The sequence below is a fragment of the Chryseobacterium formosense genome (genome assembly GCF_900116415.1).
GTDB lineage: Bacteria > Bacteroidota > Bacteroidia > Flavobacteriales > Weeksellaceae > Chryseobacterium > Chryseobacterium formosense.
This window is the reverse complement of the sequence record NZ_FPAP01000001.1, coordinates 551,440-576,439: the sequence shown is the minus strand read 5'-3', so window position 1 is coordinate 576,439 and position 25,000 is coordinate 551,440. Positions and strand designations below refer to the sequence as shown.

General features: G+C 34.9%; 19 protein-coding genes. 8 read left to right on the top strand and 11 right to left on the bottom strand.

Annotation, left to right across the window (positions count from 1 at the left end):
* Positions 1 to 81 precede the first annotated feature (81 nt).
* Positions 82 to 2,937, bottom strand: a complete 2,856-nt coding sequence (locus tag BM371_RS02640) for a TonB-dependent receptor plug domain-containing protein (protein ID WP_034675511.1) — start codon at positions 2,935 to 2,937, stop codon at positions 82 to 84.
* Between the two features lie 168 nt (positions 2,938 to 3,105).
* Here BM371_RS02640 and ggt point away from each other — a divergent pair, with 168 nt between their 5' ends.
* Together ggt and BM371_RS02630 are read left to right on the top strand one after the other, a co-directional pair.
* Complete coding sequence (gene ggt, locus BM371_RS02635) at positions 3,106 to 4,794, top strand: gamma-glutamyltransferase (RefSeq protein WP_034675509.1); 1,689 nt, start codon at positions 3,106 to 3,108, stop codon at positions 4,792 to 4,794.
* A gap of 162 nt (positions 4,795 to 4,956) precedes the next feature.
* Complete coding sequence (locus BM371_RS02630; RefSeq protein WP_034675502.1) at positions 4,957 to 6,237, top strand: dicarboxylate/amino acid:cation symporter; 1,281 nt, start codon at positions 4,957 to 4,959, stop codon at positions 6,235 to 6,237.
* Positions 6,238 to 6,450: 213 nt separating this feature from the next.
* Here BM371_RS02630 and BM371_RS02625 read toward each other — a convergent pair whose 3' ends face one another.
* The 5 genes from BM371_RS02625 to gyrB form a co-directional block, all read right to left on the bottom strand.
* Positions 6,451 to 7,341: a diacylglycerol/lipid kinase family protein gene (locus BM371_RS02625; RefSeq protein WP_394334182.1), complete on the bottom strand. Its 891-nt coding sequence runs from the start codon at positions 7,339 to 7,341 to the stop codon at positions 6,451 to 6,453.
* Positions 7,342 to 7,346: 5 nt separating this feature from the next.
* A complete protein-coding gene (locus BM371_RS02620; protein ID WP_034675492.1) occupies positions 7,347 to 8,171 on the bottom strand; it encodes a DUF3298 and DUF4163 domain-containing protein in 825 nt (274 codons plus the stop codon).
* Positions 8,172 to 8,247: 76 nt separating this feature from the next.
* Positions 8,248 to 10,185, bottom strand: coding sequence for a DUF3857 domain-containing protein (locus BM371_RS02615; protein WP_034675489.1), 1,938 nt, complete (start codon positions 10,183 to 10,185; stop codon positions 8,248 to 8,250).
* Positions 10,186 to 12,081: a DUF3857 domain-containing protein gene (locus BM371_RS02610; protein WP_034675486.1), complete on the bottom strand. Its 1,896-nt coding sequence runs from the start codon at positions 12,079 to 12,081 to the stop codon at positions 10,186 to 10,188. It lies immediately after the preceding gene.
* Between the two features lie 137 nt (positions 12,082 to 12,218).
* On the bottom strand, positions 12,219 to 14,153 hold the full coding sequence (gyrB, locus tag BM371_RS02605; protein ID WP_034675483.1) for a DNA topoisomerase (ATP-hydrolyzing) subunit B: 1,935 nt from the start codon (positions 14,151 to 14,153) through the stop codon (positions 12,219 to 12,221).
* A 232-nt stretch (positions 14,154 to 14,385) separates the two neighbouring features.
* On the opposite strand from gyrB, the gene BM371_RS02600 reads away from it, so the two are divergent.
* Genes BM371_RS02600 through BM371_RS02590 form a run of 3 tightly spaced genes read left to right on the top strand, consistent with a single transcriptional unit; the run spans position 14,386 to position 17,025 of the window.
* Positions 14,386 to 15,729 (top strand): cytochrome ubiquinol oxidase subunit I, encoded by a 1,344-nt coding sequence (locus BM371_RS02600; protein WP_034675475.1) that lies wholly within the window; start codon positions 14,386 to 14,388, stop codon positions 15,727 to 15,729.
* Entirely contained in the window at positions 15,726 to 16,730 is a 1,005-nt protein-coding gene (locus BM371_RS02595) for a cytochrome d ubiquinol oxidase subunit II (RefSeq protein WP_034675472.1), read from the top strand. The genes BM371_RS02600 and BM371_RS02595 overlap by 4 nt, the downstream gene beginning before the upstream one ends.
* A 28-nt stretch (positions 16,731 to 16,758) precedes the next feature.
* Entirely contained in the window at positions 16,759 to 17,025 is a 267-nt protein-coding gene (locus tag BM371_RS02590; protein WP_034675469.1) for a hypothetical protein, read from the top strand.
* A gap of 5 nt (positions 17,026 to 17,030) precedes the next feature.
* Here BM371_RS02590 and BM371_RS02585 read toward each other — a convergent pair whose 3' ends face one another.
* The 5 genes from BM371_RS02585 to BM371_RS02565 form a co-directional block, all read right to left on the bottom strand.
* Complete coding sequence (locus BM371_RS02585; protein ID WP_034675466.1) at positions 17,031 to 17,849, bottom strand: OmpA family protein; 819 nt, start codon at positions 17,847 to 17,849, stop codon at positions 17,031 to 17,033.
* 120 nt (positions 17,850 to 17,969) lie between these two features.
* The gene (gene lysS, locus BM371_RS02580) at positions 17,970 to 19,667 is read right to left on the bottom strand and encodes a lysine--tRNA ligase (RefSeq protein ID WP_034675463.1); all 1,698 of its coding nucleotides are present in this window, start codon (positions 19,665 to 19,667) and stop codon (positions 17,970 to 17,972) included.
* 248 nt (positions 19,668 to 19,915) lie between these two features.
* The gene (gene rlmF, locus BM371_RS02575; RefSeq protein WP_034675461.1) at positions 19,916 to 20,845 is read right to left on the bottom strand and encodes a 23S rRNA (adenine(1618)-N(6))-methyltransferase RlmF; all 930 of its coding nucleotides are present in this window, start codon (positions 20,843 to 20,845) and stop codon (positions 19,916 to 19,918) included.
* Complete coding sequence (locus tag BM371_RS02570; protein ID WP_034675460.1) at positions 20,846 to 21,214, bottom strand: c-type cytochrome; 369 nt, start codon at positions 21,212 to 21,214, stop codon at positions 20,846 to 20,848. It abuts the gene before it with no gap.
* The gene (locus BM371_RS02565; RefSeq protein WP_034675459.1) at positions 21,214 to 21,423 is read right to left on the bottom strand and encodes a hypothetical protein; all 210 of its coding nucleotides are present in this window, start codon (positions 21,421 to 21,423) and stop codon (positions 21,214 to 21,216) included. Before BM371_RS02565 ends, BM371_RS02570 begins: the two co-directional genes overlap by 1 nt.
* Positions 21,424 to 21,755: 332 nt before the next feature.
* Between BM371_RS02565 and BM371_RS02560 the strand changes: the two genes are divergently transcribed.
* The 3 genes from BM371_RS02560 (at position 21,756) to trpD (ending at position 24,991) form a co-directional block, all read left to right on the top strand.
* Complete coding sequence (locus BM371_RS02560) at positions 21,756 to 23,174, top strand: anthranilate synthase component I family protein (protein ID WP_177225338.1); 1,419 nt, start codon at positions 21,756 to 21,758, stop codon at positions 23,172 to 23,174.
* Between the two features lie 176 nt (positions 23,175 to 23,350).
* Positions 23,351 to 23,917 carry an anthranilate synthase component II gene (locus tag BM371_RS02555; protein ID WP_034677280.1) on the top strand — a complete coding sequence of 189 codons (567 nt, stop codon included), beginning with the start codon at positions 23,351 to 23,353 and terminating at the stop codon, positions 23,915 to 23,917.
* A gap of 84 nt (positions 23,918 to 24,001) precedes the next feature.
* Positions 24,002 to 24,991, top strand: a complete 990-nt coding sequence (gene trpD / locus BM371_RS02550; RefSeq protein ID WP_034675458.1) for an anthranilate phosphoribosyltransferase — start codon at positions 24,002 to 24,004, stop codon at positions 24,989 to 24,991.
* Positions 24,992 to 25,000 lie beyond the last annotated feature (9 nt).

Below are 25,000 nucleotides of genomic sequence, written 5' to 3'. Positions count from 1 at the left end.
CAAAAGTAAAAAAATCAAACTAACCAAAAATAAAAAAGGTGCGCAAAAACACACCTTTTTTTAAATACATTTGAATAATATTTAGAAACTCACATTAATTCTTGCAAAAAGAAACCTTCCATTCATCCCAAACTGAGAAACATTTCGGGAATAAACAAACTGATTAGCATTTGATAAATCAATGGTTGACGGAGTTCCGGAATAAACCACATTTCCGTTGCCATCTACTCCTGTAGCTCTTTTAGCGGTAACCGGACCGAAATTCTGATCCGGATAAATATCAAATAAATTATTTGCGCCTATGGTAAGTTTAAATGATATTGAAAAATTGTATCCTACAGATAAATCTGTGATAACCTTTCCACCCCAAACCGGATGTTCCGTTTCTACTGCTTGGCCGTTGATTACCTGAGCCTGAACGATTCCGTCTCCGTTTACATCTACTGTATTCGGATCTGTTACTTTTCCGAAAAATACATTTCTTACAAGAAAGCTCAGTTTATTTATTTCTACTGAATTATTCAAAGATGCTTTAAATCTTGGGATAGCTTCCTCAACATATACACGACTTGCTTCTGAATAATATCTGTTTACCTGTCCTGCATTTACTAAAACATCGGATCCGTGAATATCTCCTACTCTGTTTGTTTTGGAAACGGTAACCGCCAAGTCTGAATTTAATGCTACTTTACCGATATGAGTTTTATGCGAAACCACTCCCTCTACTCCTTTCGTCTGAGTGTCGATAGCATTAGCAAAGAATGTAGCTGCTGTAGCATTTGCTTCATCAAATGCCAACTGCAGATTTCTGAGAGGTGTGCCGTCTGCATAAGTTCCCGTAGGTCTTGAAAACTGGTCGGTAAGAACAACTCTGTCATTCACTCTTACATAATAACCATCTAATGTGATACTAAGTTTGGCAGCAGGAAATTTAGCGGTAAAACCGGCAGAATAACTCTTAGATTCTTCCTGCTTCAATTGTGGAATTCCCAAGATCTGCGCAGCTTTGGAATCATTAGAAAATGTACCCACCTCAAAAGGAACTCCGCCAACAAACTGAGTAGAAGTTGAATTAAAATACATCTGCTGCAAAGATGGTGCTCTGAATCCTGTAGAATGAGCTGCCCTGAAATTTATATTATCAGTGATTTTATAACGGGTAGCCAGCTTATAATTAAAAGTAGAACCAAAATCTGAATAATTTTCATAACGTAAAGCCCCACTTACGAGCCATTTATCGGTGATATCTAATTCCGTATCTACATAAAGCGCTACAGAATTCCTTCCTTTACTTAAAGCGTTCTCAGGTCTAAATCCGGGGAATACCTGAGAACCTCCTGGTCTTGCATTTCCATAAAAATCAGTAGGTTTTAAAGAAGTGGGTGTAGAAGAATTCTGTACATTGCCATTAATGTCATAAAGTGCCCATGAAGCTTCTTCACCACTATTAATTTTAAAATTCTCAAACCTGGCTTCACCACCAAAAGCAAGATTAAAACCTTTCAGCCAATCGAATTTAGTATCAAAATCTGCATTGATCGTATTTTGTGAGAAACCAAGACCTCCTGCATCGAAGCTTGTTTTGCTTGGATATGGTAAACTTGCATTCGCTGTGTTTTCAATGGTATAATCGAAAGTATTTCTTCCAAAAGTATTACTGATATCATAACTGACTTTTCCTAATTTACCTTTAAAACCCGCTGCAAAAGAAACATCAATAACATTTGAAGATATCTCAGGTAAAAAACCATTAGGATAAATAGAGGTAGAAGTTCTATTCTGATTCGGAAATCTGTAAAAGCCTGCTGCATTTCCATTTCTGTAAGAATATCCTCCAAAAGCGTACCCTCTTACTCCTGATGAAATTTCAAATTCAGAATTTACAAACAACTGACCACTCGTAAGTTTTGATTGCCCAACTCTCATATTAAAATCATCTCTGGTTAATCCTCTATATGCCAATTCATTATTGGTAACATCAAAATTCAATGCGGTCTGCATCGCAGAAATGGTATTGGCATTCTGAATCTGGTTAAACTGTTGTGTCGTGAAATAAGAAACTCCCTGAGAATATTGTTTGATATAATCTAAAATCTGTGTAGAATTGGGCGTATTATTGATATTGCCAAAAAGTGAAGAAATATTTACACCATCATTTAAAGCACGCTGTTCAATTGCATTATAAGCATTAAAAATATTTGAAGTTGTTGCTCTTGCTCTTCCTGTATCGTCCCGATTCAGTAAGCTACCAGTAAAGTTGATAAAACCATTGTTTCCTAAATTAGTACCATAGTTAAGATCGAGCTGATATTTACCTCCATCCCAACCTCCGGAATGATCATTCGAACCACTGGAATTGAAAGCTCCTGCTGTAATCGCCGCCGTTAAATTCTTTGTATTTCTTTTCATGATAACATTGATCACTCCGGCAATGGCATCAGAACCATATTGAGCTGAAGCACCATCTCGCAAAACCTCGAGTCTTTCAATAGCAAAAGCAGGAATTGCATTAAGATCTGTTCCTACTGAGCCTCTTCCAGGTGAACCATTAATATTAACCAATGAAGAAGTGTGTCTTCTTTTTCCATTTAACAATACAAGTACCTGATCCGGACCTAAACCTCTGAGCTGTGCAGGATCTATATGATCTGTTCCATCTGCGACGGTAGTGGAGTTTGAGGTAAATGAAGGTGCTGCATAATTTAAGATCTGCGTAAGATCAGTCTGCGGACTCAATACGGATTGCGAGCTTATATTGATGGCATCTACAGGAACGGGAGTGTCGGTAGCAACTCGGTTTTTATTTCTAGAACCAACTGTTATTCTTACTTCTTCTACTGTTTTTATTTTTAAAGAATCTGTGTTTTGCGCATGTAGACCTGCAGAAATAAAAAACAAGACGCCTATAGAAATAATTTTCTGATAATTTTTCTTCATATTTATGTTTTTGCGTTATATTTAAGTTTTCAAACATAATAATAAAAATTCAATTAATCGTAAAAACTAAAGACTAAATGTTAAAAAAATTATCAATAATTTAATTTATTTAACATAATAATGAGAATTATATAATTTTTAAATATTTAAACAATCCTATTTATAATTATGAAAAAAATACTGATAATTACTATTCTTGCAACATATAACATATATTTCTCTCAATTTACCTCATTCAATATTGTAAAAGAAGTGAAGGTGAAAAATAAGGGTGTTGTGGTTTCAGCACATCCACTTGCCAGTGAAGCAGGGGCAAAAGTTCTCAGAATGGGTGGAAATGCGTATGACGCTATTGTTGCTACTCAATATGCACTTGCCGTCGTTTACCCCCAAGCCGGAAATATTGGTGGTGGCGGATTTTTAGTCGGTGTAAAAAATAACGGTGAAAAATTCACCCTCGATTATCGTGAAACTGCTCCTTATAAAGCCACTCACGATATGTATATCGATAAAAACGGAAAAGCAAACACTGATCTTTCCCAAAACGGAAGATTAGCAGTAGGAATTCCGGGAAGTGTCGCCGGATTTTTTGCCACATTAAAACATTGTAAACTTTCAATGGATCAACTGGTTCAGCCCGCAATAGATTTAGCCGAAAAAGGATTTGCAGTAACGGAACAGGAAGCCAATTTATTAAATTCAAACAAAGAATATTTTCTTAAGCATAATCAATTTTCGATTGCTTTCGTCAAAAATATTTCCTGGAAATCTGGGGATCTTCTGATTCAAAAAGATTTAGCTGAAACTTTAAAATTGATTCAGAAATTGGGTTTGAAAGGATTTTATGAGGGCAAAACTGCCGATTTATTGGTTTCTGAAATGAAAAGAGGGAACGGCATCATCACATTGGAAGATTTAAAAAACTACAAAGTTGCCGAAAGAAAAGCTTTAGAATTTGAGTATAAAGGAAATGATGTAGTTTCAATGCCATTGCCTTCAAGCGGTGGAATTTTATTAGCCCAAATGCTCACAATGTCCGGCTATGAAAATTTGGAAAAATATCAGCAGAATTCAACTAAAGCAGTTCAGGTTATGGTGGAAGCTGAGCGAAGAGCTTATGCGGACAGAGCAGAATACATGGGCGATCCTGATTTTATCACTGATAAAACTTCTTATCTGATTTCTGATGAATATTTAAAAAACAGATGGAAAAGTTTTAGTTTCAATAAGGCAACGCCAAGTTCAGAAGTCGGGAAAATCATTAAACAACCCAAAGAATCAACCGAAACCACCCACATTTCTGTAATTGACAAAGACGGAAATACTGCATCAGTCACTACAACACTAAACGGTTTATATGGAAGTAAAGTTGTTGTTTCCGGAGCCGGATTTTTCTTAAATAATGAAATGGACGATTTTTCTATAAAACCCGGCGTACCCAATATGTTCGGAGCTGTAGGCGGAGAAGCGAATTCTATTCAGCCTAATAAAAGGATGCTTTCTTCGATGACCCCAACAATTGTTTTGAAAAATAACAAACCTTATATGGTTGTCGGAACTCCAGGTGGAACTACGATTCCGACCTCTGTTTATCAATCTATCGTTAATGTGATCGATTTTAAACTGAATGCAAACACTGCTGTAAATTCTCCAAAATTTCATCATCAATGGCTTCCTGAAACAGTAGCTTTTGAAAAAAATTTCCCAGAAACTACAATTAATGAATTAGAAAAATTAGGCTATAAAAGTGAAAAAAGAAATCAGATCGGAAGAACAGAAATGATTCTGATTGATGAAAATGGGAACATTCACGCAGTTGCGGATGGTCGTGGTGATGATTCTGTTGCGGTGGAATAATTTCCTATATTATTTTAAGCCTCATAGGCTTTAAAAACCTATGAGGTTTGTGTAAGGAATCATTTTTCGGCGGTGCTTTCAGCACCGCCGAAAATCACCTGACTTTTATCATATTTTTAGAACAAATTTTACTAATTTTCGCTCTTTAAATCTTATATTCTTTTGAAAAAGAAAAAATTCTACCAACAACTATATTTTCAGGTCATTATCGCAATCACTTTGGGAATTCTTCTCGGAAACTTTTATCCTGAATTGGGTGAAAAAATGAAACCTTTAGGCGATGGTTTTATTAAACTTGTTAAAATGATCATTGCTCCGGTCATTTTCATTACCCTTACTTTAGGAATCGCGCATATGACGGATCTGAAAAAAGTGGGCAGAATTGCAATTAAGGCAATGTTTTATTTTTTTACATTCTCAACATTAGCACTAATTATCGGTTTATTTGTAGGAAACATAATCAAACCCGGATCGGGATTAAACATAGACCCTGCAAGCTTATCGGGCGATGTTTCACAATATCAGCAAAAAGCTCATGATACGACGCTTACAGGTTTTATCATGAACATCATTCCTGAAACCTTATTCAGTCCGTTGATCGGGGAAAATATTCTTCAGGTACTCCTGGTTGCTATTCTCATGGGAGTAGCTTTGGTTTTAACAAAGGAAAAAAGCGGAAAGGTTACAGAATTTTTACAGGTACTATCGGCTCCGGTCTTTAAAATTGTTCATATGCTGATGAAACTTGCTCCAATTGGTGCGTTTGGAGCAATGGCTTTTACGATCGGTAAATATGGTCTGGCTTCCGTTCTAAATCTGATTATTCTAGTCGGAACATTTTATATCACCTCTATTCTTTTTGTTGTTTTGGTTTTAGGTGCAGTTGCGTGGTATAACGGTTTCAATATTTTTAAACTGATGTACTATCTTAAAGAAGAATTGTTGCTGGTTTTAGGAACAAGTTCGTCAGAATCTGCACTTCCGGGGATTATGGAAAAGCTTGAAAAAGCTGGTTGTTCCAGAGCAATTGTAGGATTAGTAGTTCCTACAGGCTATTCTTTTAATCTTGACGGAACGAATATTTATATGACTTTGGCCTCATTATTTATTGCGCAGGCCTTAAATATTGATCTTTCCATAGAAAAACAAATTATGCTTCTTTTGGTTGCCATGCTGAGTTCGAAAGGGGCAGCAGGAGTTACAGGAGCAGGTTTTGTGACTTTGGCGGCAACTTTGGCGGTAGTTCCCGAAATTCCGATTGCGGGAATGACCTTAATTTTAGGAATTGATAAATTTATGAGTGAATGCCGTGCTTTAACCAACGTTATCGGAAATTCCGTAGCAACAGTAGTTGTAGCCAACTGGGAAAAACAATTGGATAAACAACAGCTGAAATATTGTCTGGCAAATCCTAATGAAATAGAGAAAAAGCTGGAAGTTTAAATTGAAAATAAGTTTTACCTTTTCCGAATTTTAAGATGTGAAATTATAAAGTGAAAATCTTAGATAAAATTTCAGTCTATGATTATAGCCATAAAAATAAGGATATTATTCACTTATTTTTGTAATAGATTTATTATCGTAATGATAATTTTTTTTCATCATTTGTGTTTTTTTAGCCTTCCTTACGGGAGGCTTTTTCTTTTAATGATGAGTTTAAATAAGAATATTCAGGCTTGAAGGCTGAACTTTTACATGAATCGGAGATTTTATTTTATTGAATTCCCCGTCAAGATGCCAGTTTTTGGTATTGACTTTAAATTCGATTTCTGAAACCGGAAGATAAGTGATATAATCGTCTTCTTTAAGTTTTTTTGTAAACATTCTGAACGCAAAAAGAGGTGAATACGTGAGCGGAAATTTCTTTACGAGAACCATATCTACGAGACCATCACTTTTGCTCGCCATCGGTGCGATATAGGCATTATTCCCAAACTGTCGGGTATTTGCAATATTTACCATTAAATATTTACCATTGTATTGCCTGTAATTTTCGTCAAAAAACTTCAGCTTAATTGGTTTATAATTAAAAAAGGTTTTTAACGAAACTTTGATGTAATTTTTGAATCCGCGGGTGGTCTTTTCGAATTCTTTCACCACTTTTCCGTCGAAACCTGTTCCTGAAACATTGATTGAAAGTTTTCCATTAACCGTAAATGTATCAATCTTTCGGGATTTTTTAGATTTTAATTTATTTAATAATTCATCTAAGTTTTTACTGAACTGTGTTTCATTAGAAAAACCATTTCCGGATCCTGCCGGAAAAATGGCCAAAACTTTCTGGGTATTTATCAGATTTTTAGCCACGGTTGAAATGGTTCCATCACCGCCGATTGCTACAAAAATATCAACATCAATAAGATGCTGCTGAATAAATTCATCTGTTCCGACAATCGATTCAGAGATATAGTACAGTGGATTTTGCACCTTATTTTTAAGCTCATTCAGAAATGGCTGATAATTCTTTTTTGCCGAAAAAGGATTGATGATGAAAGCAACTTTTTCCATTGTTACAAAAATAAAAAATGCTTCCTGATTTGGAAGCATTAATATTAGTTAATTTTAAGTCTCTTTTTAAATTCGGGATTTATGGTTCCTTCGAGCTCTTTCCACGATACAGGAATAACAATATCTCCCGCCGCAAAAGCTGCAATTTCGTACGGACTGTAATGGAAGTAAAGATTTTTTTCGTCAAAATAAAAATCTTTGTTTGCCGGAATGACATCCACCAAAAGCATTTCAGAATTATTTACGGCACCGTCAGAATCTGTTGTTCCGCTCGGGATTTTGTTGATGTTTTTCATTAAAAGTTCTTCCAACCTTCCTTTCGGCATTGTTGTAATGTCTTTTAAATCTAATTTCCTGTTGTTTTTCAGGTCAAAAACCCTTGTATTAAAAGAGTAATTTCCGTGTGCACCGCCTTCATAAGAGGTGTAGAGATATTCAATCTGCAGGAAGTCATCACTTTGTGAAATCAGCTTCATAAATGATCCCGATTCCCAGGTTTGCGGTCTGTCTATATCTGAAATCCATTCTTTGCTCTCTTCTTTTACGGATGAGAAAAAATCGGTTTTATCTTTTTCTAAAAATGTTTGCAATCCCAGTTTTGAATAATCTGTAATTCCTTTTTTATCGTAATAAATACTGTCTAAAAGAGCTTTATCTTTTATCGTTGGGAAAACCAGCATCTTCGCCGAATAATTTACCGAAAGCATCTCATTAAACTTTACAGAATCATTAAGTTTAACAGAATCTATTACAAATTTTTCAGGTGCGGTAATTTCAGTTTTTGTCTCCGTTGTTTTAGTTTCCGTCTTTTTACAGGCAGACAAAAGAAAAGCTGCAGAAAACAAAATATACACAAATGTATTTTTCATAATTATTTATTTTCCGACAAGAATGCAAAAACCATTCACAAAATGAATGGTTTTTAAATATTGATAAAATAATTACTTATTTTTTTATTAAGCTCATCACCTGACTTTCAGAATCCGACATTACTTTCCAGATTTGTTTGAAAGCAGGATAATATTCTTTAGGATAATCTGCGCTGGCTATTTTATATTCAGAAACAGTTATTATTCTGTTGTCTATTCTTTCCACCGTGTAGGAATAACTGATTTCTTTATCTTCAGTTACAATTTTTTTACTTTTGGGTAAATCAGCAACATCGTATCCTTCAGGAATTTCTATTTCGACAATCTTTGTCTTGCTGATCGGCGAAATAAAATCAATCATATATTTTCTTTCTTCCTCCTGATCAAAATCATTTTTGGTCTGGTGCAAAAATAAAAGCGGATTGATGATTTTTCTCTTTCCTAAATTATCAATCATATTATTTGAAGCGAAGCTCATCGTAGATCGAAACTCTCCTCCATCTAAAACTCTGGAATTGATATTATCAAAATCAACAGAAAAGACATCTTTATACTCTTTTTTATACTTATCCTGATTCTCATCAAAGCGCTCTTTAGCATTAAGAGCTCCCATCCCTTCATCCTGATCCTGGTAAACACCCGAAACTGAACCATCAGGATTTATTTTTGCTTTAACGGTATGACTGTTATAACTTTCTTTAATGTTGGTAAGAGAAATGAGTTCGGCTTTATCATCTCTTAAAAGCAAACCGTTGTTATTCCATACTCTCGCAGGAAGAAGATCTTCTTTTGCCTGTTTGGATGTTGCATCATACAGGTATATTTTCTTATCAATTTCTGCGCAGGCAATCACGTAATTAAAGTTACCCAAATTAGGAAAAGTAAGGTTTACAAAACCATTTCCGATAGTAGAAATCAAAATAGGATACGCTTTAATGCCTTCGCTTCTTAATGCATTTAATAAAAACAGATTAAGATCTGCTGTATTGCCTGTTTTATTTTTAATTAAATCTTTGATGCCATTATCTGTACTAAAACCGTTACGCTCATTCCATGTGTAACTGTTTTTAACAAAATCGAATAAAAGATTCGCTTTCTTATGTTGATCTTTTTCATCAGAAATATTTTTTGGTATAATTTCTTTTACCAATCTATCTTTTTTATACTGATTTCCGAACTCATCATCTTCCCAGAGTTTATTTCTGATATCCTCCCAGGTTGATGTATAAGTTTTCAAATTATTATTGAAAAAAGTAGAATGCAATTCTGCCCTTATCTGAGTTCTGTAATTATCATTATTTTTTACAAATTTTTCTTTTTTAAAGCTTTTCACATTTTCATAAGCAAATCTGTATGTCTTATATTGAGCTCCATAAGTGTTTTCTTCTGCAACCTTCTTGTATTTCGGAGTTAAAGAACCTCTGAAATCAATATTATACGACATATTGATAGGTGACTCAAAAATATATTCAGTATATTCCGAAGGAGTATCTGTTTCAATATAGGTTAGAGGAATTTGATAAGAGAAAGGTGAAGTGATTTCGTATTGAAATTCAATGACAGAACCGTTTTTGATATTAGGAAAGGCAAACTTATTGATCGTATAATATTTGTTTTCCTTTGATTTAAATTTCGAGCTTTTATCTACTTTTGTTTCTGCTATTTTGCCATCTTCAAGATTATAAACATAAGCTTTGATAGAATTGAGAGTTTCTCTACTCCCTTGGTTATTGTCATAAAGTGAGATTTCCAGATTCATCCAATCTTCAGCTTTATCTTTGTCATAAATTTTAACTCTGTATTTTACTTTTTTAATGTAATTACCTGTAGAATTATCAATATGATAATGTATTGAACGGTATAAAGTTTCTGCGGGAGCCTTTTCATCGATTTCAGATTTTGCTTTTTTCAGATCTTCAATGTCAAACTTCGGCATTTTCAGAAATTCATGTTTTTGTGCATAAACAATTACGGTTGATACACTAAAACATAATGCAAAGAATATTTTCTTCATTTATGATTTTTTAGAAATTAAAATTTTAGAATTATCGGCATTCATGATTTTTTTTCTGAAGCCAATGTAATCGTTGTACTTTTCTTTCGGGTGAAGTCCTTTTTTCATCTGTAAAAATCTTTTGACAATCAGCTGATCATCTTTTTTCTCAAATGAAATTTTGTAAGTCCCGAAATCTGAATTGATATTGCCGTTTTCGGGCATTTCTTCAATAAAATAGCCTGCAGGAAGCTTATAAACAATTTCATACTCGTCTTCGAATGAAAAACGGCTTTCAAACGGAAGCTTTCTGTTTTCATCCTGATGATAAGTCGCATCTGAATAAATAGGTACTGCTCTGAAAATAAAACTTGAGCCTACCATTTTGGAATAGTTGATCGCCTTAAAGTCTAAATCAAAATCAACTGCAGCAATGTCTCTGTTGTTTTTGAAACCGGACATTTCAACTTTTTCGAAACTTAAAGTAGAAAAACTGTTCTTAACAGCATTATTTTTTTCGGTTTGATCCAATCCGGAATAGGATAAATTAAAATCATACTGATTACCTGTATATGTAAATTTACCTTTACCGTTTATCGTTTTGTCTGCATTTAACTGAATATTTAATATTTGTTTTTCTTTATTCTGTTCAGAAGAATAAACCGGAGTCTGCATAATCTCAATTCCTGTAGGCTTTACAGCAAGAACATTTCTGTCTGTCGTACTGTATCCTAAATGATTGTATGCCATTTCCTGAGATGTATTTTCGAGCCAAATATTTCCTTTTTCTGTAGGAATTACAAGAATAGCATGATTTCCTCCCATTTTAGGGAAATCGGCATCGAAGCTTATCGGTGAAGAATTGGAATTTATGATTGCATAATATGACGGTATTCCTGCTTCATCCAGAAGAGTTTTCATATAATTGGTAAGACCTTTACAGTCTCCATACCCTTTCTTCTGAACTTCATCGGGTAACATCGGTTGCCATCCTCCGATTCCTAAGGCTACAAAAACGTATCTTGTCTTGCTTTGCATGTACTGATAAATTTTCTTCACTTTTTCTTCCGTAGAACCAGAAAGATTAAGCGCAGCAATTTCAGATTTTATCTGAGGCGTAGAAACCGAAACCGGTGTCAAAAGATTATTGTAATACCATAAGCCAAAGTCTTTCCACGTTGTAATATTACCCTTTTTTCCGACTAAGCTAAACTGATCCAGAGAGAAGCTTACTTTGGGTAGTATTTTTTGCGGATTGGGAGCCATGTCTTCATGATCAATCGCAGGAACATTCTCGTAAGCATACACTTTTCCGCCATCTTCATCTGCAACTTTTACAGAAGCAAAACCATATGGTGATTCATAAGTTTTTGAGCGTAAGTTAATTCCTGATTTATTAATGATTTTAAAACTGCTTTTCTGCAATGAAATGTTAAAGTCTTGATAAGGCGTAAAATCAGGAATAAAAACGGTGTTTGGATCTTTCTGATCATAGCTGAATTCTATTGTATAAGGATAGGTTGTCGGAGTGTAAGAAAGATACATCACTCTGTTATTCGAATAAAATGTACCTTGAGAATTGGCCGCTACATCAGAAAAGTCACTTTTAGAATAACTTTTTATTTTTACACCTTTTTCGTCATAAACTGTTACTTTAATATTGGATGCAGCATTTCCTTTTTCGTAGTAAATTCTCGGAATAGCAAAACCAACTGCATCTTTATTAATTACAGTGATTGCAGAAGAATTATGATAAACAATTTCGTCAATTTTATTAATTTCTAAAACTGTATTTTCATTTCTTACAACTGCACTTGCATTTTTCTTTAAAACGTCGCTGATTTCAGATACGGGATAATTTTGTGCATAATAAATAGAGGCTAATGAAAGAGCTCCTACGCACCATAATTTCATCATCGTTATTAATTTTTTTCAAAAATATAAAAAATCTTAATAAAATGTTAATTTATTTTCATGATCATGAGATTTATTAGGTATAAAAAAAGACTTCATTACATGAATGAAGTCTTTATATAATATTTTGAAGATACCAATTAAGCATCAATCTTCGCATATTTAGCATTCTTTTCGATAAATTCTCTTCTTGGCGGAACCTCATCTCCCATCAACATTGAGAAAACACCATCTGCTTCAACAGCATTATCAATCGTTACTTGTTTTAAAATTCTGCCTTCAGGATTCAACGTTGTTTCCCAAAGCTGTTCAGGATTCATCTCTCCAAGACCTTTGTAACGTTGAACTTCTACTCCTTTCCCGTCCGGAGACATTTCTAAAGTAAATTCTTCACGCTCTTTTTCGTTGTAAGCATATTGCTTTTTATTCCCTTTTTTCAATAAATATAAAGGAGGTTGAGCGATATAAATATATCCGTTCTCAATCAGTTCTTTCATATATCTGAAGAAGAAAGTCAAAATCAATGTTGAAATGTGAGAACCATCGATATCGGCATCGGTCATGATAACGATTTTATGGTATCTCAGTTTTGTCATATTTAAAGCTTTGCTGTCTTCTTCTGTTCCTACAGAAACTCCAAGAGCTGTATAAATATTTTTGATTTCTTCATTCTCATAAACCTTGTGCAACATTGATTTCTCAACATTCAAGATCTTACCTCTTAACGGTAAAATTGCCTGGAAATGACGGTCACGACCTTGTTTAGCCGTTCCACCTGCGGAATCCCCCTCCACTAAGAACAGTTCAGATTCTTCAGGGCTTTTTGATGAACAGTCAGATAATTTTCCCGGAAGCCCAGAACCTCCCATCGGAGATTTTCTCTGAACCATTTCACGGGCTTTTTTCGCAGCCTGTCTCGCTTTTGCAGCTAAAACAACTTTCTGTACGATCAATTTCGCTTCGTTGGGATTTTCTTCAAGGAAATTCGTCAGCATCTCGCCCACGATTTTATCAACCGCTCCTGAAACTTCCGAGTTACCTAGTTTTGTTTTGGTCTGCCCTTCAAACTGAGGCTCCATTACTTTCACAGAAATTACAGCTGTCAAACCTTCACGGAAGTCATCACCCGTAATTTCAACTTTTTCTTTTGCAGGAAGTCCTAATTCATCGGCATATTTCTTCAAAGTTCTCGTCAAAGCACGTCTGAAACCAGCCAAGTGAGTACCTCCTTCGTGAGTATTGATATTATTTACGTAAGAGTGAAGATTTTCATTAAATGATGTATTATAACGCATTGCCACCTCAACAGGAATATCGTCTCTTTCACCTTCCATGAAAATCACGTGCTCCATAATCGATTCACGGTTTCCGTCGATAAACGCTACGAATTCTTTCAAACCACCTTCAGAGTGAAAAACTTCTGTTCTGAAAGTATCATCTTCCAACTTTTCTCTTTCGTCGGTAAGCGTAATGGTGATTCCTTTGTTAAGATAAGAAAGTTCTCTTAGACGTGTTGCTAATGTATCGTAATTATAAACTAATTCTGTAAAAATTGTATCGTCAGGCTGGAAAAACTGCTTTGTACCTCTGTTTTCGCTGTGACCGATTTCCTCGACTTCAGTCTGAGCTTTTCCTTTAGAATAAATTTGCTGATATACATTTCCGTCTCTGTAAACCGTTGTCACCATCTGGTTGGAAAGCGCATTCACACACGACACCCCAACTCCGTGAAGACCACCGGAAACCTTGTAAGAATCTTTATCGAATTTACCTCCGGCTCCGATTTTTGTCATTACAACTTCAAGAGCAGATTTTTGTTCTTTTTCGTGGAAGTCAACCGGAATACCTCTACCGTTATCGCTAACCTCGATTCCGTTTCCTTCTTTGATGCTGACGAAAATTGTATCGCAGTAACCTGCCAAAGCTTCATCAATAGAGTTATCTACTACTTCATAAACCAAATGATGGAGACCTCTTACTCCCACATCACCAATGTACATTGAAGGACGCATACGTACGTGCTCCATTCCTTCCAATGCCTGAATACTACTAGCTGTATATTGTTTTTGACTCATATAAAATATTAAAAATCCTGCTAAATGCAAAGACCTACAAATATCGTGATTTTTTTCGACTTATAAAAGTTAAATACATCTAAAAATCTCTCAATTTATAATTAAAACAAAGTCAATATTTAATGTAAAAAAAGATTAAAGTTACGGCAGATTTTCTGATTCATCAGAATGTTTTAAATCATATAAAAGCACATCATATAATGCGTACCTTAGAGGTGAAAAATGGAATATTATGGACGATTTTCTGGCTGCGCGCGCTCAGATGGCGATGTCGCTCGGTTTTCATATCATCTTTTCGTGTGTCGGCATGGTAATGCCTTTTCTTATGGCTTTTGCCCACTGGAAATATTTAAAAACAAAAAACGAAGTTTACAAAGGTCTCACCAAAGCCTGGAGTAAAGGTGTAGCTATACTTTTCGCAACGGGTGCAGTTTCCGGAACAATGCTTTCTTTTGAACTAGGGCTTCTCTGGCCAGAATTCATGAAACACGCCGGGCCGATCTTCGGAATGCCATTTTCATTGGAAGGAACTGCTTTCTTTATTGAGGCAATTGCCATCGGTTTTTTTCTTTACGGATGGGATAGATTTAATAAATGGTTTCATTGGTTTTGCGGATTTTTAGTGGGTTTAAGCGGTTTAGCTTCAGGAATTCTGGTCGTTGCAGCTAATGCATGGATGAACTCTCCTGCCGGATTTGATTTTGTAGACGGACAATATTTAAATATAGATCCTATAAAAGCCATGTTTAATGAGGCTTGGTTTCCGCAGGCTTTGCATATGACGGTTGCGGCATTTTGTGCGACAGGTTTTGCGGTAGCAGGAGTTCATGCTTATTTAATCATGAGAAAAAAGAATGTAGAGTTCCATACCAAAGCGTTCAGAATTGCTGCCGGGTTTGCTTTGATCGGCGCATTCGGAGCTCCTTTGAGCGGTGATATTGCTGCAAAATCCGTAGCTGAAAGACAACCTATAAAACTTGCCGCTATGGAAGCTCACTTCGAAACTGAAAAAGGAGCATCATTTGTGATCGGCGGTATTCCTGATGAAGAAAAAGAAGAAATTAAATATGCTTTAAAAATTCCGAAAGTTTTAAGTTTTTTAGTGAGCAACGATTTCAATTCTGAAGTAAAAGGTCTGAAAGATTTTCCTAAAGACGAATGGCCTCCAATTGCAGTCGTTCATTATGCTTTTCAGATCATGATTTTCTTTGGAGTGGTAATGATCATTATCGGAATGATTTATTTATATGCTGTATTTTTCAAAAAAGAATGGCTGACCAGAAATTGGCTTTTAAAAACCTTTTTATACGCCACACCTTTCGGATATATCGCTTTGGAAGCAGGTTGGACGGTCACCGAAGTCGGCAGACAACCCTGGATTATTTACGGAATTATGCGAACTGCAGATGCCGTAACTCCGATGCCGGGAATTCAGTATTCATTTTATTTTTTTACCGCAATTTTTGTCTCTTTATCACTGATTATTATTTTCCTTTTAAACAGGCAGATCAAAATGGTACCCAAGTTATATGATCCTACAGATGCGCAGTTTAATCCTAAAAACAAAAAATCATGATCTACGTTGTTATTGGTTTTCTATGGCTTTCTATCTGTGCGTATGTCATATTGGGAGGTGCTGATTTCGGAGCCGGAATTGTTGAGCTTTTCACCAGAAAAAAAAACCGCTCTAAAACAAAAACGATTATGTACGAATCGATTGCGCCTGTTTGGGAAGCGAATCATATGTGGCTGATTATCGCTATCGTCATTTTATTTGTCGGTTTTCCTGAAATATATACTACCCTTTCAACTTATCTGCATATTCCTCTGGTTTTGATGCTTGTCGGAATTATTGCAAGAGGAACCGCTTTTACTTTCAGGCATTACGATGCGGTAAAAGACGACTGGCAAAAAGTTTACACCCAGATATTTTATTTTTCAAGTTTACTGACTCCCTTTTTTCTTGGTTTAATTGCTGCAGCTACCGTTTCACGTTCGATTAATCCGGATGCGCAGAGTTTTCCAGATCTGTATATTTTCAGCTGGCTCAACTGGTTCGGTATTGCGGTTGGACTTTTCACGGTTTCGCTTTGTGCTTATCTTGCTTCTGTTTTTGCTTTGAGGGAAACAACCAATCGACTCGAATTGGGCTTAATGATCAGAAAATCGCATCAGACAATGCTTTTTGTGATCATTACAGGAATTTTAGTATTTGTATCAGCTTATTTATCTGACATTCCTCTTTTATATTGGATTTTTTCTAAGCCTTTAGGCATTATGGCTGTTTCTTTTGCTACAATTAGTTTACTACTGATTTTAAGAGCAATGCATAAGCAAAAATTACTCCCCGTAAGGGCTTTAGCCGGATTTCAGATCATTATGATTCTGGTTGCAGCAACTTATCAGCATAACCCGAATATTATATTATTCGGAAACGGTGAACATCTTTCATTACTGGAATATTCTGCAGCTGCAAAAACAATTTCCGCATTAGGATGGGCACTTATTTTAGGCTCAATATTTATCTTGCCGTTTTTGTTTTACCTGATGATCTCATTTAGTAAGCAGAGAAAATAAATTAATCTATAATTTTAAAATATAATCGGTGGAAGAATTTAGTCTAAAAAATTTCCAGCTCATTACCTTAGAACCCTATGTTTACAGGCTTTTCAAAGATCAACAAAACATCTATTTACTTGAAGTAAGCTGCGGAACACACGGAATTTGGGAAGTCTGGATCAAACTTAATGAAGAAGAAATAAAGCTTTACCTTGATGAAAAAGAGCTTGGATTAAAAGAAATTGCAGGATTCTTTTCATTTAACTGTTATGGTTCAGAATATCAGAAACGATATGTGAAAGTATATAAATAACTGAATTATTTTTTAATTAAAACCAATTCCACACGCCTGTTTTTGGTACGGTCTTCTTCAGTTTCTTCGGGATAAACAACAGGATTGAGATGTCCCAAACCTTCAGCTTTAATACGATGCGGCTCAATTCCCATTTTAATTAAAAAACTTCGGATTGCATCGGCTCTGGTAAAGGAAAGATTAAATGTTTTTAAATCTAAATCTTCACCATCAAAATTTTCATAATCACAACAAATATGTCCCTGAAGTTCGACTTCAAGCGTTGGATTTTTCTTTAAAATCTCATAAAGCATAAACAATCGTCTATTCCCTTTGGAAAGCCACACATGACGTCCTCCAATAAAATTTACATTGGGTAATGAGAAAGTATCTTTCACTTTCATATAAGCAATTTTCATATCAAAAAAGCTCGGATATGCATTTCTGGAAATTTTTTCACCTTTATCAAAAAAACGTTCAATGAAAATATCAACCCGTCTGTTTTTTGCGAGTAAATCCTCAGAACTATTATCATTGATCTGCTTTGAAATTCCCAATCCAATCGAACTTGCCAAATGAATATTTTTCCCGATTCTAATTTTCAAATAATTTGTAACATTTTTTGCCCGGTTTTCCGATAAGGATTTATTTAAAATCTCATTTCCTAAAGGATTAGCATTACCAAAAATCCTGAAGGTGAGTTTTGTGTTTAGTTTTGCTAAACTGTCAAGCTTTATTTTAGAATCTGAACTTAGTTCGGAACTGTTGTTTGCGAAATAAATTGAAGTAAGAGTTTGTGAATGTATTGTTATTGACAGGAAAAAAAATAAAACAAAGCCTTTCATCGGAATAGTTTTCTTCTAAACGTGATTTACCAAAAATTAGTTTGTAAGGAAATCATTTTTATAAAAGACTCGGGCGGAAGCTTCGCTTCCGCCCGAGTCTAAAATTTATTTCAAATTAATTTAAACCAATTTCATCAAAACATTCTCATCAACCTTCTCCACTTTCACCAAACCTCCTTTCGTTAAAGTTTTTGCAGCCTTATCCCATTTTTTACCGGATAACTTGCTTAACGTTTTCACTTCAGCCAAAGCAATTTGCTCCCCAGACTTCAAAATATCTAGAATCAAATGTTCATCTTCTCCCAATTCAATTTGAGGAACTGTTTTTTCAGGCTTCATCTGAGGGAAGAATAATACTTCCTGGATTGACGGATTATTCGTTAAGAACATAATCAATCTGTCCATTCCGATCCCTAAACCTGAAGTTGGCGGCATTCCGTATTCTAAAGCTCTTAAGAAGTCTTCATCAATAAATTGACCTGCTTCATCATCACCTTTTTCAGCCAATTTTAATTGCTCTTCAAAACGCTCTCTTTGGTCGATCGGATCATTCAGCTCAGAATAAGCATTGGCAATTTCTTTTCCGCAAACCATTAATTCGAAACGTTCCGTCAAACCTTCTTTGCTTCTGTGTTTTTTCGTTAAAGGAGACATTTCAATCGGATAATCGGTAATAAAAGTCGGCTGAATGAAGTTTCCTTCACATTTTTCACCAAAAATTTCGTCAATCAATTTTCCTTTACCCATCGTTTCGTTCACATCGATTCCGATAGATTTAGCAAAATCAAATAATTCCTGCTCAGATTTTCCGGTGATGTCAAAACCTGTATATTTCAAAATAGCTTCTGTCATAGAAACTCTTGGGTAAGGTGCTTTCCAGCTGATTTTATGCTCTCCGAAAACAGATTCTGAAGATCCGTTTACAGAAGTTGCACAGAATTCCAACAATTTCTCTGTGAAATCCATCATCCAGTTGTAATCTTTGTAGGCAACATAAATTTCCATTGCCGTAAATTCCGGATTGTGCGTTCTGTCCATCCCCTCATTTCTGAAGTTTTTAGAGAATTCATAAACTCCGTCAAATCCACCAACGATCAATCTTTTCAGATATAATTCATTAGCAATTCTTAAATATAATGGAATATCTAAAGCATTGTGATGCGTAATGAAAGGTCTTGCCGCAGCTCCACCGGGAATCGACTGTAAGATTGGCGTTTCAACCTCAAAATATCCTGCTTCATTGAAGAAAGTTCTCATCGCATTGAACAATTTTGTTCTTTTTACGAAAATTTCTTTCACATTCGGATTTACCGTTAAATCTACATAACGTTGTCTGTATCTTAGTTCCGGATCTGTAAATCCGTCGTGTACTACTCCATTTTCGTCAGTTTTTGCCTGTGGAAGTGGTCTTAAAGCTTTCGTTAGAAGCGTAAAGTTTTTTACCAAAACGGTTTTTTCACCAACCTGAGTGGTGAACAACTCTCCTTCAATACCGATGATATCACCAATATCTAAAAGGTGCTTGTAAACGTCGTTGTACAAAGTTTTGTCTTCACCTATGCAGATTTCGTCTCTGTTGAAATACACCTGAATTCTACCTGTAGAATCCTGCAATTCAGCAAAAGAAGCTTTCCCCTGAATACGGCGAGACATCAATCTTCCCGCAATCTTCACCTGTTTACTTTCTGCGAAATCCTGTTTTATAGATTCTGTTGTATCTGTAACCGTGTATTCTTCCGCCGGGAATGCGTTTATTCCCATTTCAACAAGCTTATTCAGCTTTTCTCTTCTAATAATTTCCTGTTCTGATAATTGCATTGTAATTCAATTTTTTCGAAATGCAAAAATAGTGAATTTTAAGGTTTTATGGAAGTTAAATTTTGTATGATTGATTTATTTAGAAAATATATCCGAAATAAATTAAACCATTTAGAATTTATGAAGAACTGAAGAATTATTAAGATAATATCCCAGATATTTTTAAACATACAGCTTAATTTTAAATTTATTTAAATCTTAAAAAACCTTAAACATTTAACCAAAATCTTAATGGTTAAATTCTAAAATTATTTAAGCCAATTTATCCTTTCATTTTTTGAAATAAAAGTCCATGCTAAAATTCTGCTAACTTTTTGACCTTGAGACATTTCAATAGTTTTAATTTCTACTGCTTTTAGCTTATTTAAAAATGAATTTAATTTGAAGAGATTTTCTTTCTTTGAAATCAGACAGGTAAACCAAAGAATTTGCGATGAAAATTCGACGCTTTCTTCAATCATTTTGGATACGAAAGCAATTTCTCCGCCTTCACACCAAAGTTCAGATTGCTGTCCGCTGAAATTCAGATTTGGATTTTTAATTTTGGACTTGTTGAGATTTTTTGTCTTTCTCAGATTGCCTTTCAATACAGATTTCTCAGAATCGTAAAACGGCGGATTGCACATTGAAAATACAAATTTATCTTTAGGATCAAGAATGTTTTTAAAAATGTGATTTGAATTTTCCTGAAATCTTAGATCAATTGCACCTGATAAATCAGGATTTTGATTTAAAATCTGCTGTGCATTTTGAAAAGAATCTTTGTTGATGTCTGTTCCGACCATTTTCCAGCCATAGGATTTGTTGGCAATCAACGGGTAAACCAAATTGGCTCCCGTTCCGATGTCTAAACCTTTTACAGCAGAACCTTTGGGAATTTCGTGATAATTTTCAGCCAACAAATCGCCAATATAATGTACATAATCGGCTCTTCCGGGAATCGGCGGACAAAGATTTCCGTCAGGAATATCCCAGTTTTTAATATCATAAAAGTGCTGCAATAAGGCTTTATTAAGCAATTTTACAGCTTTCGGAATACTGAAATTAATGGTAAAATTTCCGTAAGAATTGTTAAAAACATAATGTTTCAATTCCGGCACACAAGAAATCAGCGAATCAAAATCGTAAGGATTGCGATGCAGATTTCTTGGGTGCAGATTTGATTTTTCAGAAGACATTTATTTCTTCTGCTTTAAGATATATTCCACCATTTTTTTGGCGTCATCCTTTGAAAATTGAGGATGCGCCTGCATTGGCACATCTCCCCAAACTCCGCTTCCGCCTTCTATAATTTTTGAAGCAAGCGTTTCAATATCCTTTTCAGAATATTTGGCAGCAATTTCTTTGTAAGAAGGCCCTATCATTCTTTCATCAGCATTATGACAAGCCATACAGTCAGACGATTCTATTAAAGCCTGTCCGGAAACATTTGCAACCACAGGAGTCGGAACATCAACGGAATCTGTAGACTGTACTTCTGAATTTTCTTTTTTAGAGCAGGAAAAAACAAGCAAGCTTACCATTCCTGTCAAAAACAGTTTTTTCATTATTTTGTTGCTGTAGAATCTGTTGCTGTAGGTGCAGGAGTTGCAGCCGGAGCTGGTGTAGAATCTTTTTTAGTTGAATCTGCAGGTATAACTTGAGCTTCAGGCTCTTCCAACATGATATTGCTGTCCTGTAAAGATTTCTCTTCTTTTTTTGAACAGCTTACTGCTACTAAACTTCCTAAGAATACGATTGCCAATACTTTTTTCATTGCTTTTCTAATTTGGTCACAAAAATATAAAAAATAAAGTTTTAATGATGAGATTGGAGGCTATTTTAAATCATATTTAAACTGATTCCAGAGAAATAAATAATAAATTTCAGCTTTTTTAAAATTTTTGTTTTCGATATAAAAAAAATTTCTACATTTGTCCCATGATTATTTCAAACAACAAAAATTGGTGGTGGCTTTCAAACTCTTCGTCGGGTCTGAAGCTATTGTCTTGTTGTTAAATCACAGCCGGAATTTATAGAAAAATATACAGAGACTTTGACGATTGCGTTGAAGTCTTTTTTTATGTCTAAATCTCAAAAAATTAAAAAATGTCGAATTCCATTATAAAAATTAAAACAAAATCTAAAAAAACATTGGGCGATCTTCAAACCCCGATGAATATTTACCTTCAAATCAGAGATAAATTCCGTGATACGATTCTTCTGGAAAGTTCGGATTCTAAAAATATTGACAATAATTTTTCCTTCATTGCCATAAATGCAATTGCCGGAATTGAAATTAAAAATTTAAATGAGTACGAGGTCAAACTTCCTAATCAAAATCCGGAGAAAAAGTCTTTAGAAAACACAAACGTTCCAAAATTGCTGAATGATTTTTCTAAAACTTTCGAATGTGAAAAAACACACGATAAAATTGAAAAAACCGCTCAGTCACTTTTTGGGTACACAAGTTTTGAGGCTGTTCAGTTTTTTGAAGATGTTGCATTTAAACCTCAAAGTCAAGAAGTTGAAATCCCAATTTTGCGCTACAGATTATATCAATATGTGATTGCAATCAATCATTTTAATGATGAAATGTATTTAATAGAAAATCAAATTGATGGTATAAAATCCGAATTCAGAACACTTGAAAATTTAATTAAAAATAAAAATGCTGTTGTTTATCCATTTGAAAAAACAGATGGAGAAACTTCAAATATTACCAATGAAGAATATCTAAAATTAGTAGAAACTGCCCAGAAACATTGTATGAGAGGAGATGTTTTTCAGCTGGTTTTAAGCAGAAGATTCGAACAAAAATTTCAGGGCGATGAATTCAACGTGTATCGTGCTTTGAGAAATATCAATCCGTCGCCTTATCTTTTTTATTTTGATTATGGAAATTACAAATTATTTGGTTCAAGTCCTGAAAGCCAAATTATTATCAAAAGCAACAAAGCCATTATTCATCCGATTGCAGGAACTTTCAAAAGAACCGGTGATTTTGAAACCGATCTACAATCTATCGAATCTTTAAAAAACGATCCGAAAGAAAATGCAGAACACACGATGCTGGTTGATTTAGCAAGAAACGATTTAGGAAAATTAGGAAAAAATGTGACGGTTACAAAACTGAAAGAAATTCAGCTTTTCTCGCACGTTATTCACATGGTAAGTGAAGTGACCGCAGAATTAGAAGAAAATACCAATCCTTTTGAAATGGTTGCCACTACTTTTCCGCAGGGAACATTAAGTGGTGCTCCAAAACATAAAGCGTTACAGTTAATCAATGAATATGAAAAAGATTCCCGAGGTTATTATGGCGGCTGTATAGGAATGGTCGGTTTGAACGGTGACTGCAATCAGGCGATTATGATTCGTACATTTTTAAGCAAAAACAATACGCTGTATTATCAAGCCGGAGCGGGATTGGTAGCAAAATCAGATCCTGAAAGTGAGCTGCAAGAGGTGAATAATAAATTAAATGCCTTGAAAAAGGCGGTAGAAAAAGCAGAGAATTTGATTTAAAATCTTTATGGCGACAAATTCCGTCTTCCGCTCTCAATCTTTTTTGCCTGTCTTTCCCGACGCAAAAAAAAGGATTTCCGCTCAAGCCGGGTCGCAAATTAGTCAATCTTTAAAAATTTAAGTATAAAAACAAAATATCAGATAAAATGATGCCTGAAATAAATAATTCATCACAAATAAAAGTTCTTGTCTTTGACAATTACGACAGCTTTACATATAATCTTGTCCAAATAATTGAAAGGGTTCTGAATCAAAAAATTGACGTCATCAGAAACGACCAGATAACTTTAGAAGAAATCGACAAATACGACAAAATCATTCTTTCTCCAGGTCCCGGAATTCCTGAAGAAGCCGGAATTTTGTTGGATTTAATTAAAAAATATGCTTCAACAAAAAGTATTCTCGGCGTTTGTCTCGGTCAACAGGCGATAGCGGAAGCTTTTGGAGGCAGCTTGATCAACCTCAGCGAAATTTATCACGGTGTTGCTACGGAAGCCATACAAACCAATGAACACAAACTGTTCAAAGATTTGCCACAAACTTTGGAAGTCGGAAGATATCACAGTTGGGCAGTCAATCCAGAAAATTTTCCTGAAGAATTGGAAATTACAAGTACAGACAGTAAAGGAATGATTATGAGCTTGAAACACAAAATATATGATGTTCACGGTGTTCAATATCATCCGGAAAGTATTTTGACTCCAGATGGAGAAACAATCATCAAAAATTTTTTATTGGGTTAATAGGTTTTGGTTGATGGTTGATAAAAATTAAATGACTATTAAAAACTAACAACCATGGACTAACAACCAGCAACAATTATCATTATGAAAGAAATCCTACAATACCTGTTCAATCACCATACCTTATCAAAATCTGAAGCGAAAGCGATTATGATTCAGATTGCCCAGAATAAATTCAATGCAACGGAAGTTACTGCTTTTATCAGCATTTTTCTGATGCGGAATATTACTTTAGACGAATTGAAAGGCTTTAGAGAAGCCTTGTTACAAATGGCAGTTCCGGTAAATTTAAATACCAATGACACCATCGATATTGTCGGAACGGGAGGCGACGGAAAAAACACTATCAATATTTCTACCCTTGCAAGTTTTGTTGTTGCAGGAACCGGACAGAAAGTAGCTAAACATGGCAATTACGGAGCCTCGACGATTACAGGTTCTTCCAATGTGATGGAAGCTTTGGGTTATCAATTCAAAAAAACATCGGATGAGCTCAATGAGGATTTGGAAAAAGCAAATATCTGTTTTTTACACGCACCGTATTTTCATCCTGCTTTGCAATCGGTTGTGGCATTGAGAAAATCATTGGGTTTGAGAACTTTTTTCAATCTTCTCGGTCCTTTGGTAAATCCTGCAAAACCTCAGTTTTCGGTAATCGGAGTTTATAATCTTGAGATTGCCAGAATTTATCAGTATTTATTACAGAAAGAAAATAGAGACTTTGTTTTGGTACACGGAATGGATGGTTATGATGAAATCAGTCTAACCCAAGACAGTAAAATCATTACAAAAAGTGGAGAAAATATTTATTCTGCGGAGGATTTAGGTTTTAAAACTATTAATCCTGAAGATATCCAAGCCGGACACACGTCCGAAGAATCAGCCAGAATTTTTAGAAATATTTTGGAAGGAAAAGGCACAGAATCACAAAATGCAGTGGTTTTAGCAAACGCAGCCGTCGCATTGTATCACACGAATACATACGGAAATTATAATGACTGTCTGAATTTAGCGAAAGAAAGTTTGTTTGACGGTAAAGCATTGAGTTCTTTACAGTTGTTGGTTGATGGTTAATCAATTTCA

Excerpts from the sequence above, each read along its gene's own strand:
- BM371_RS02640 (WP_034675511.1), bottom strand. The coding sequence starts at position 2,937 with ATGAAGAAAAATTATCAGAAAATTATTTCTATAGGCGTCTTGTTTTTT.
- ggt (WP_034675509.1), top strand. The coding sequence starts at position 3,106 with ATGAAAAAAATACTGATAATTACTATTCTTGCAACATATAACATATAT.
- BM371_RS02625 (WP_394334182.1), bottom strand. The coding sequence starts at position 7,341 with ATGCTTCCAAATCAGGAAGCATTTTTTATTTTTGTAACAATGGAAAAA.
- BM371_RS02620 (WP_034675492.1), bottom strand. The coding sequence starts at position 8,171 with ATGAAAAATACATTTGTGTATATTTTGTTTTCTGCAGCTTTTCTTTTG.
- BM371_RS02615 (WP_034675489.1), bottom strand. The coding sequence starts at position 10,185 with ATGAAGAAAATATTCTTTGCATTATGTTTTAGTGTATCAACCGTAATT.
- BM371_RS02610 (WP_034675486.1), bottom strand. The coding sequence starts at position 12,081 with ATGATGAAATTATGGTGCGTAGGAGCTCTTTCATTAGCCTCTATTTAT.
- gyrB (WP_034675483.1), bottom strand. The coding sequence starts at position 14,153 with ATGAGTCAAAAACAATATACAGCTAGTAGTATTCAGGCATTGGAAGGA.
- BM371_RS02600 (WP_034675475.1), top strand. The coding sequence starts at position 14,386 with ATGGACGATTTTCTGGCTGCGCGCGCTCAGATGGCGATGTCGCTCGGT.
- BM371_RS02595 (WP_034675472.1), top strand. The coding sequence starts at position 15,726 with ATGATCTACGTTGTTATTGGTTTTCTATGGCTTTCTATCTGTGCGTAT.
- BM371_RS02585 (WP_034675466.1), bottom strand. The coding sequence starts at position 17,849 with ATGAAAGGCTTTGTTTTATTTTTTTTCCTGTCAATAACAATACATTCA.
- lysS (WP_034675463.1), bottom strand. The coding sequence starts at position 19,667 with ATGCAATTATCAGAACAGGAAATTATTAGAAGAGAAAAGCTGAATAAG.
- rlmF (WP_034675461.1), bottom strand. The coding sequence starts at position 20,845 with ATGTCTTCTGAAAAATCAAATCTGCACCCAAGAAATCTGCATCGCAAT.
- BM371_RS02570 (WP_034675460.1), bottom strand. The coding sequence starts at position 21,214 with ATGAAAAAACTGTTTTTGACAGGAATGGTAAGCTTGCTTGTTTTTTCC.
- BM371_RS02565 (WP_034675459.1), bottom strand. The coding sequence starts at position 21,423 with ATGAAAAAAGTATTGGCAATCGTATTCTTAGGAAGTTTAGTAGCAGTA.
- BM371_RS02560 (WP_177225338.1), top strand. The coding sequence starts at position 21,756 with ATGTCGAATTCCATTATAAAAATTAAAACAAAATCTAAAAAAACATTG.
- trpD (WP_034675458.1), top strand. The coding sequence starts at position 24,002 with ATGAAAGAAATCCTACAATACCTGTTCAATCACCATACCTTATCAAAA.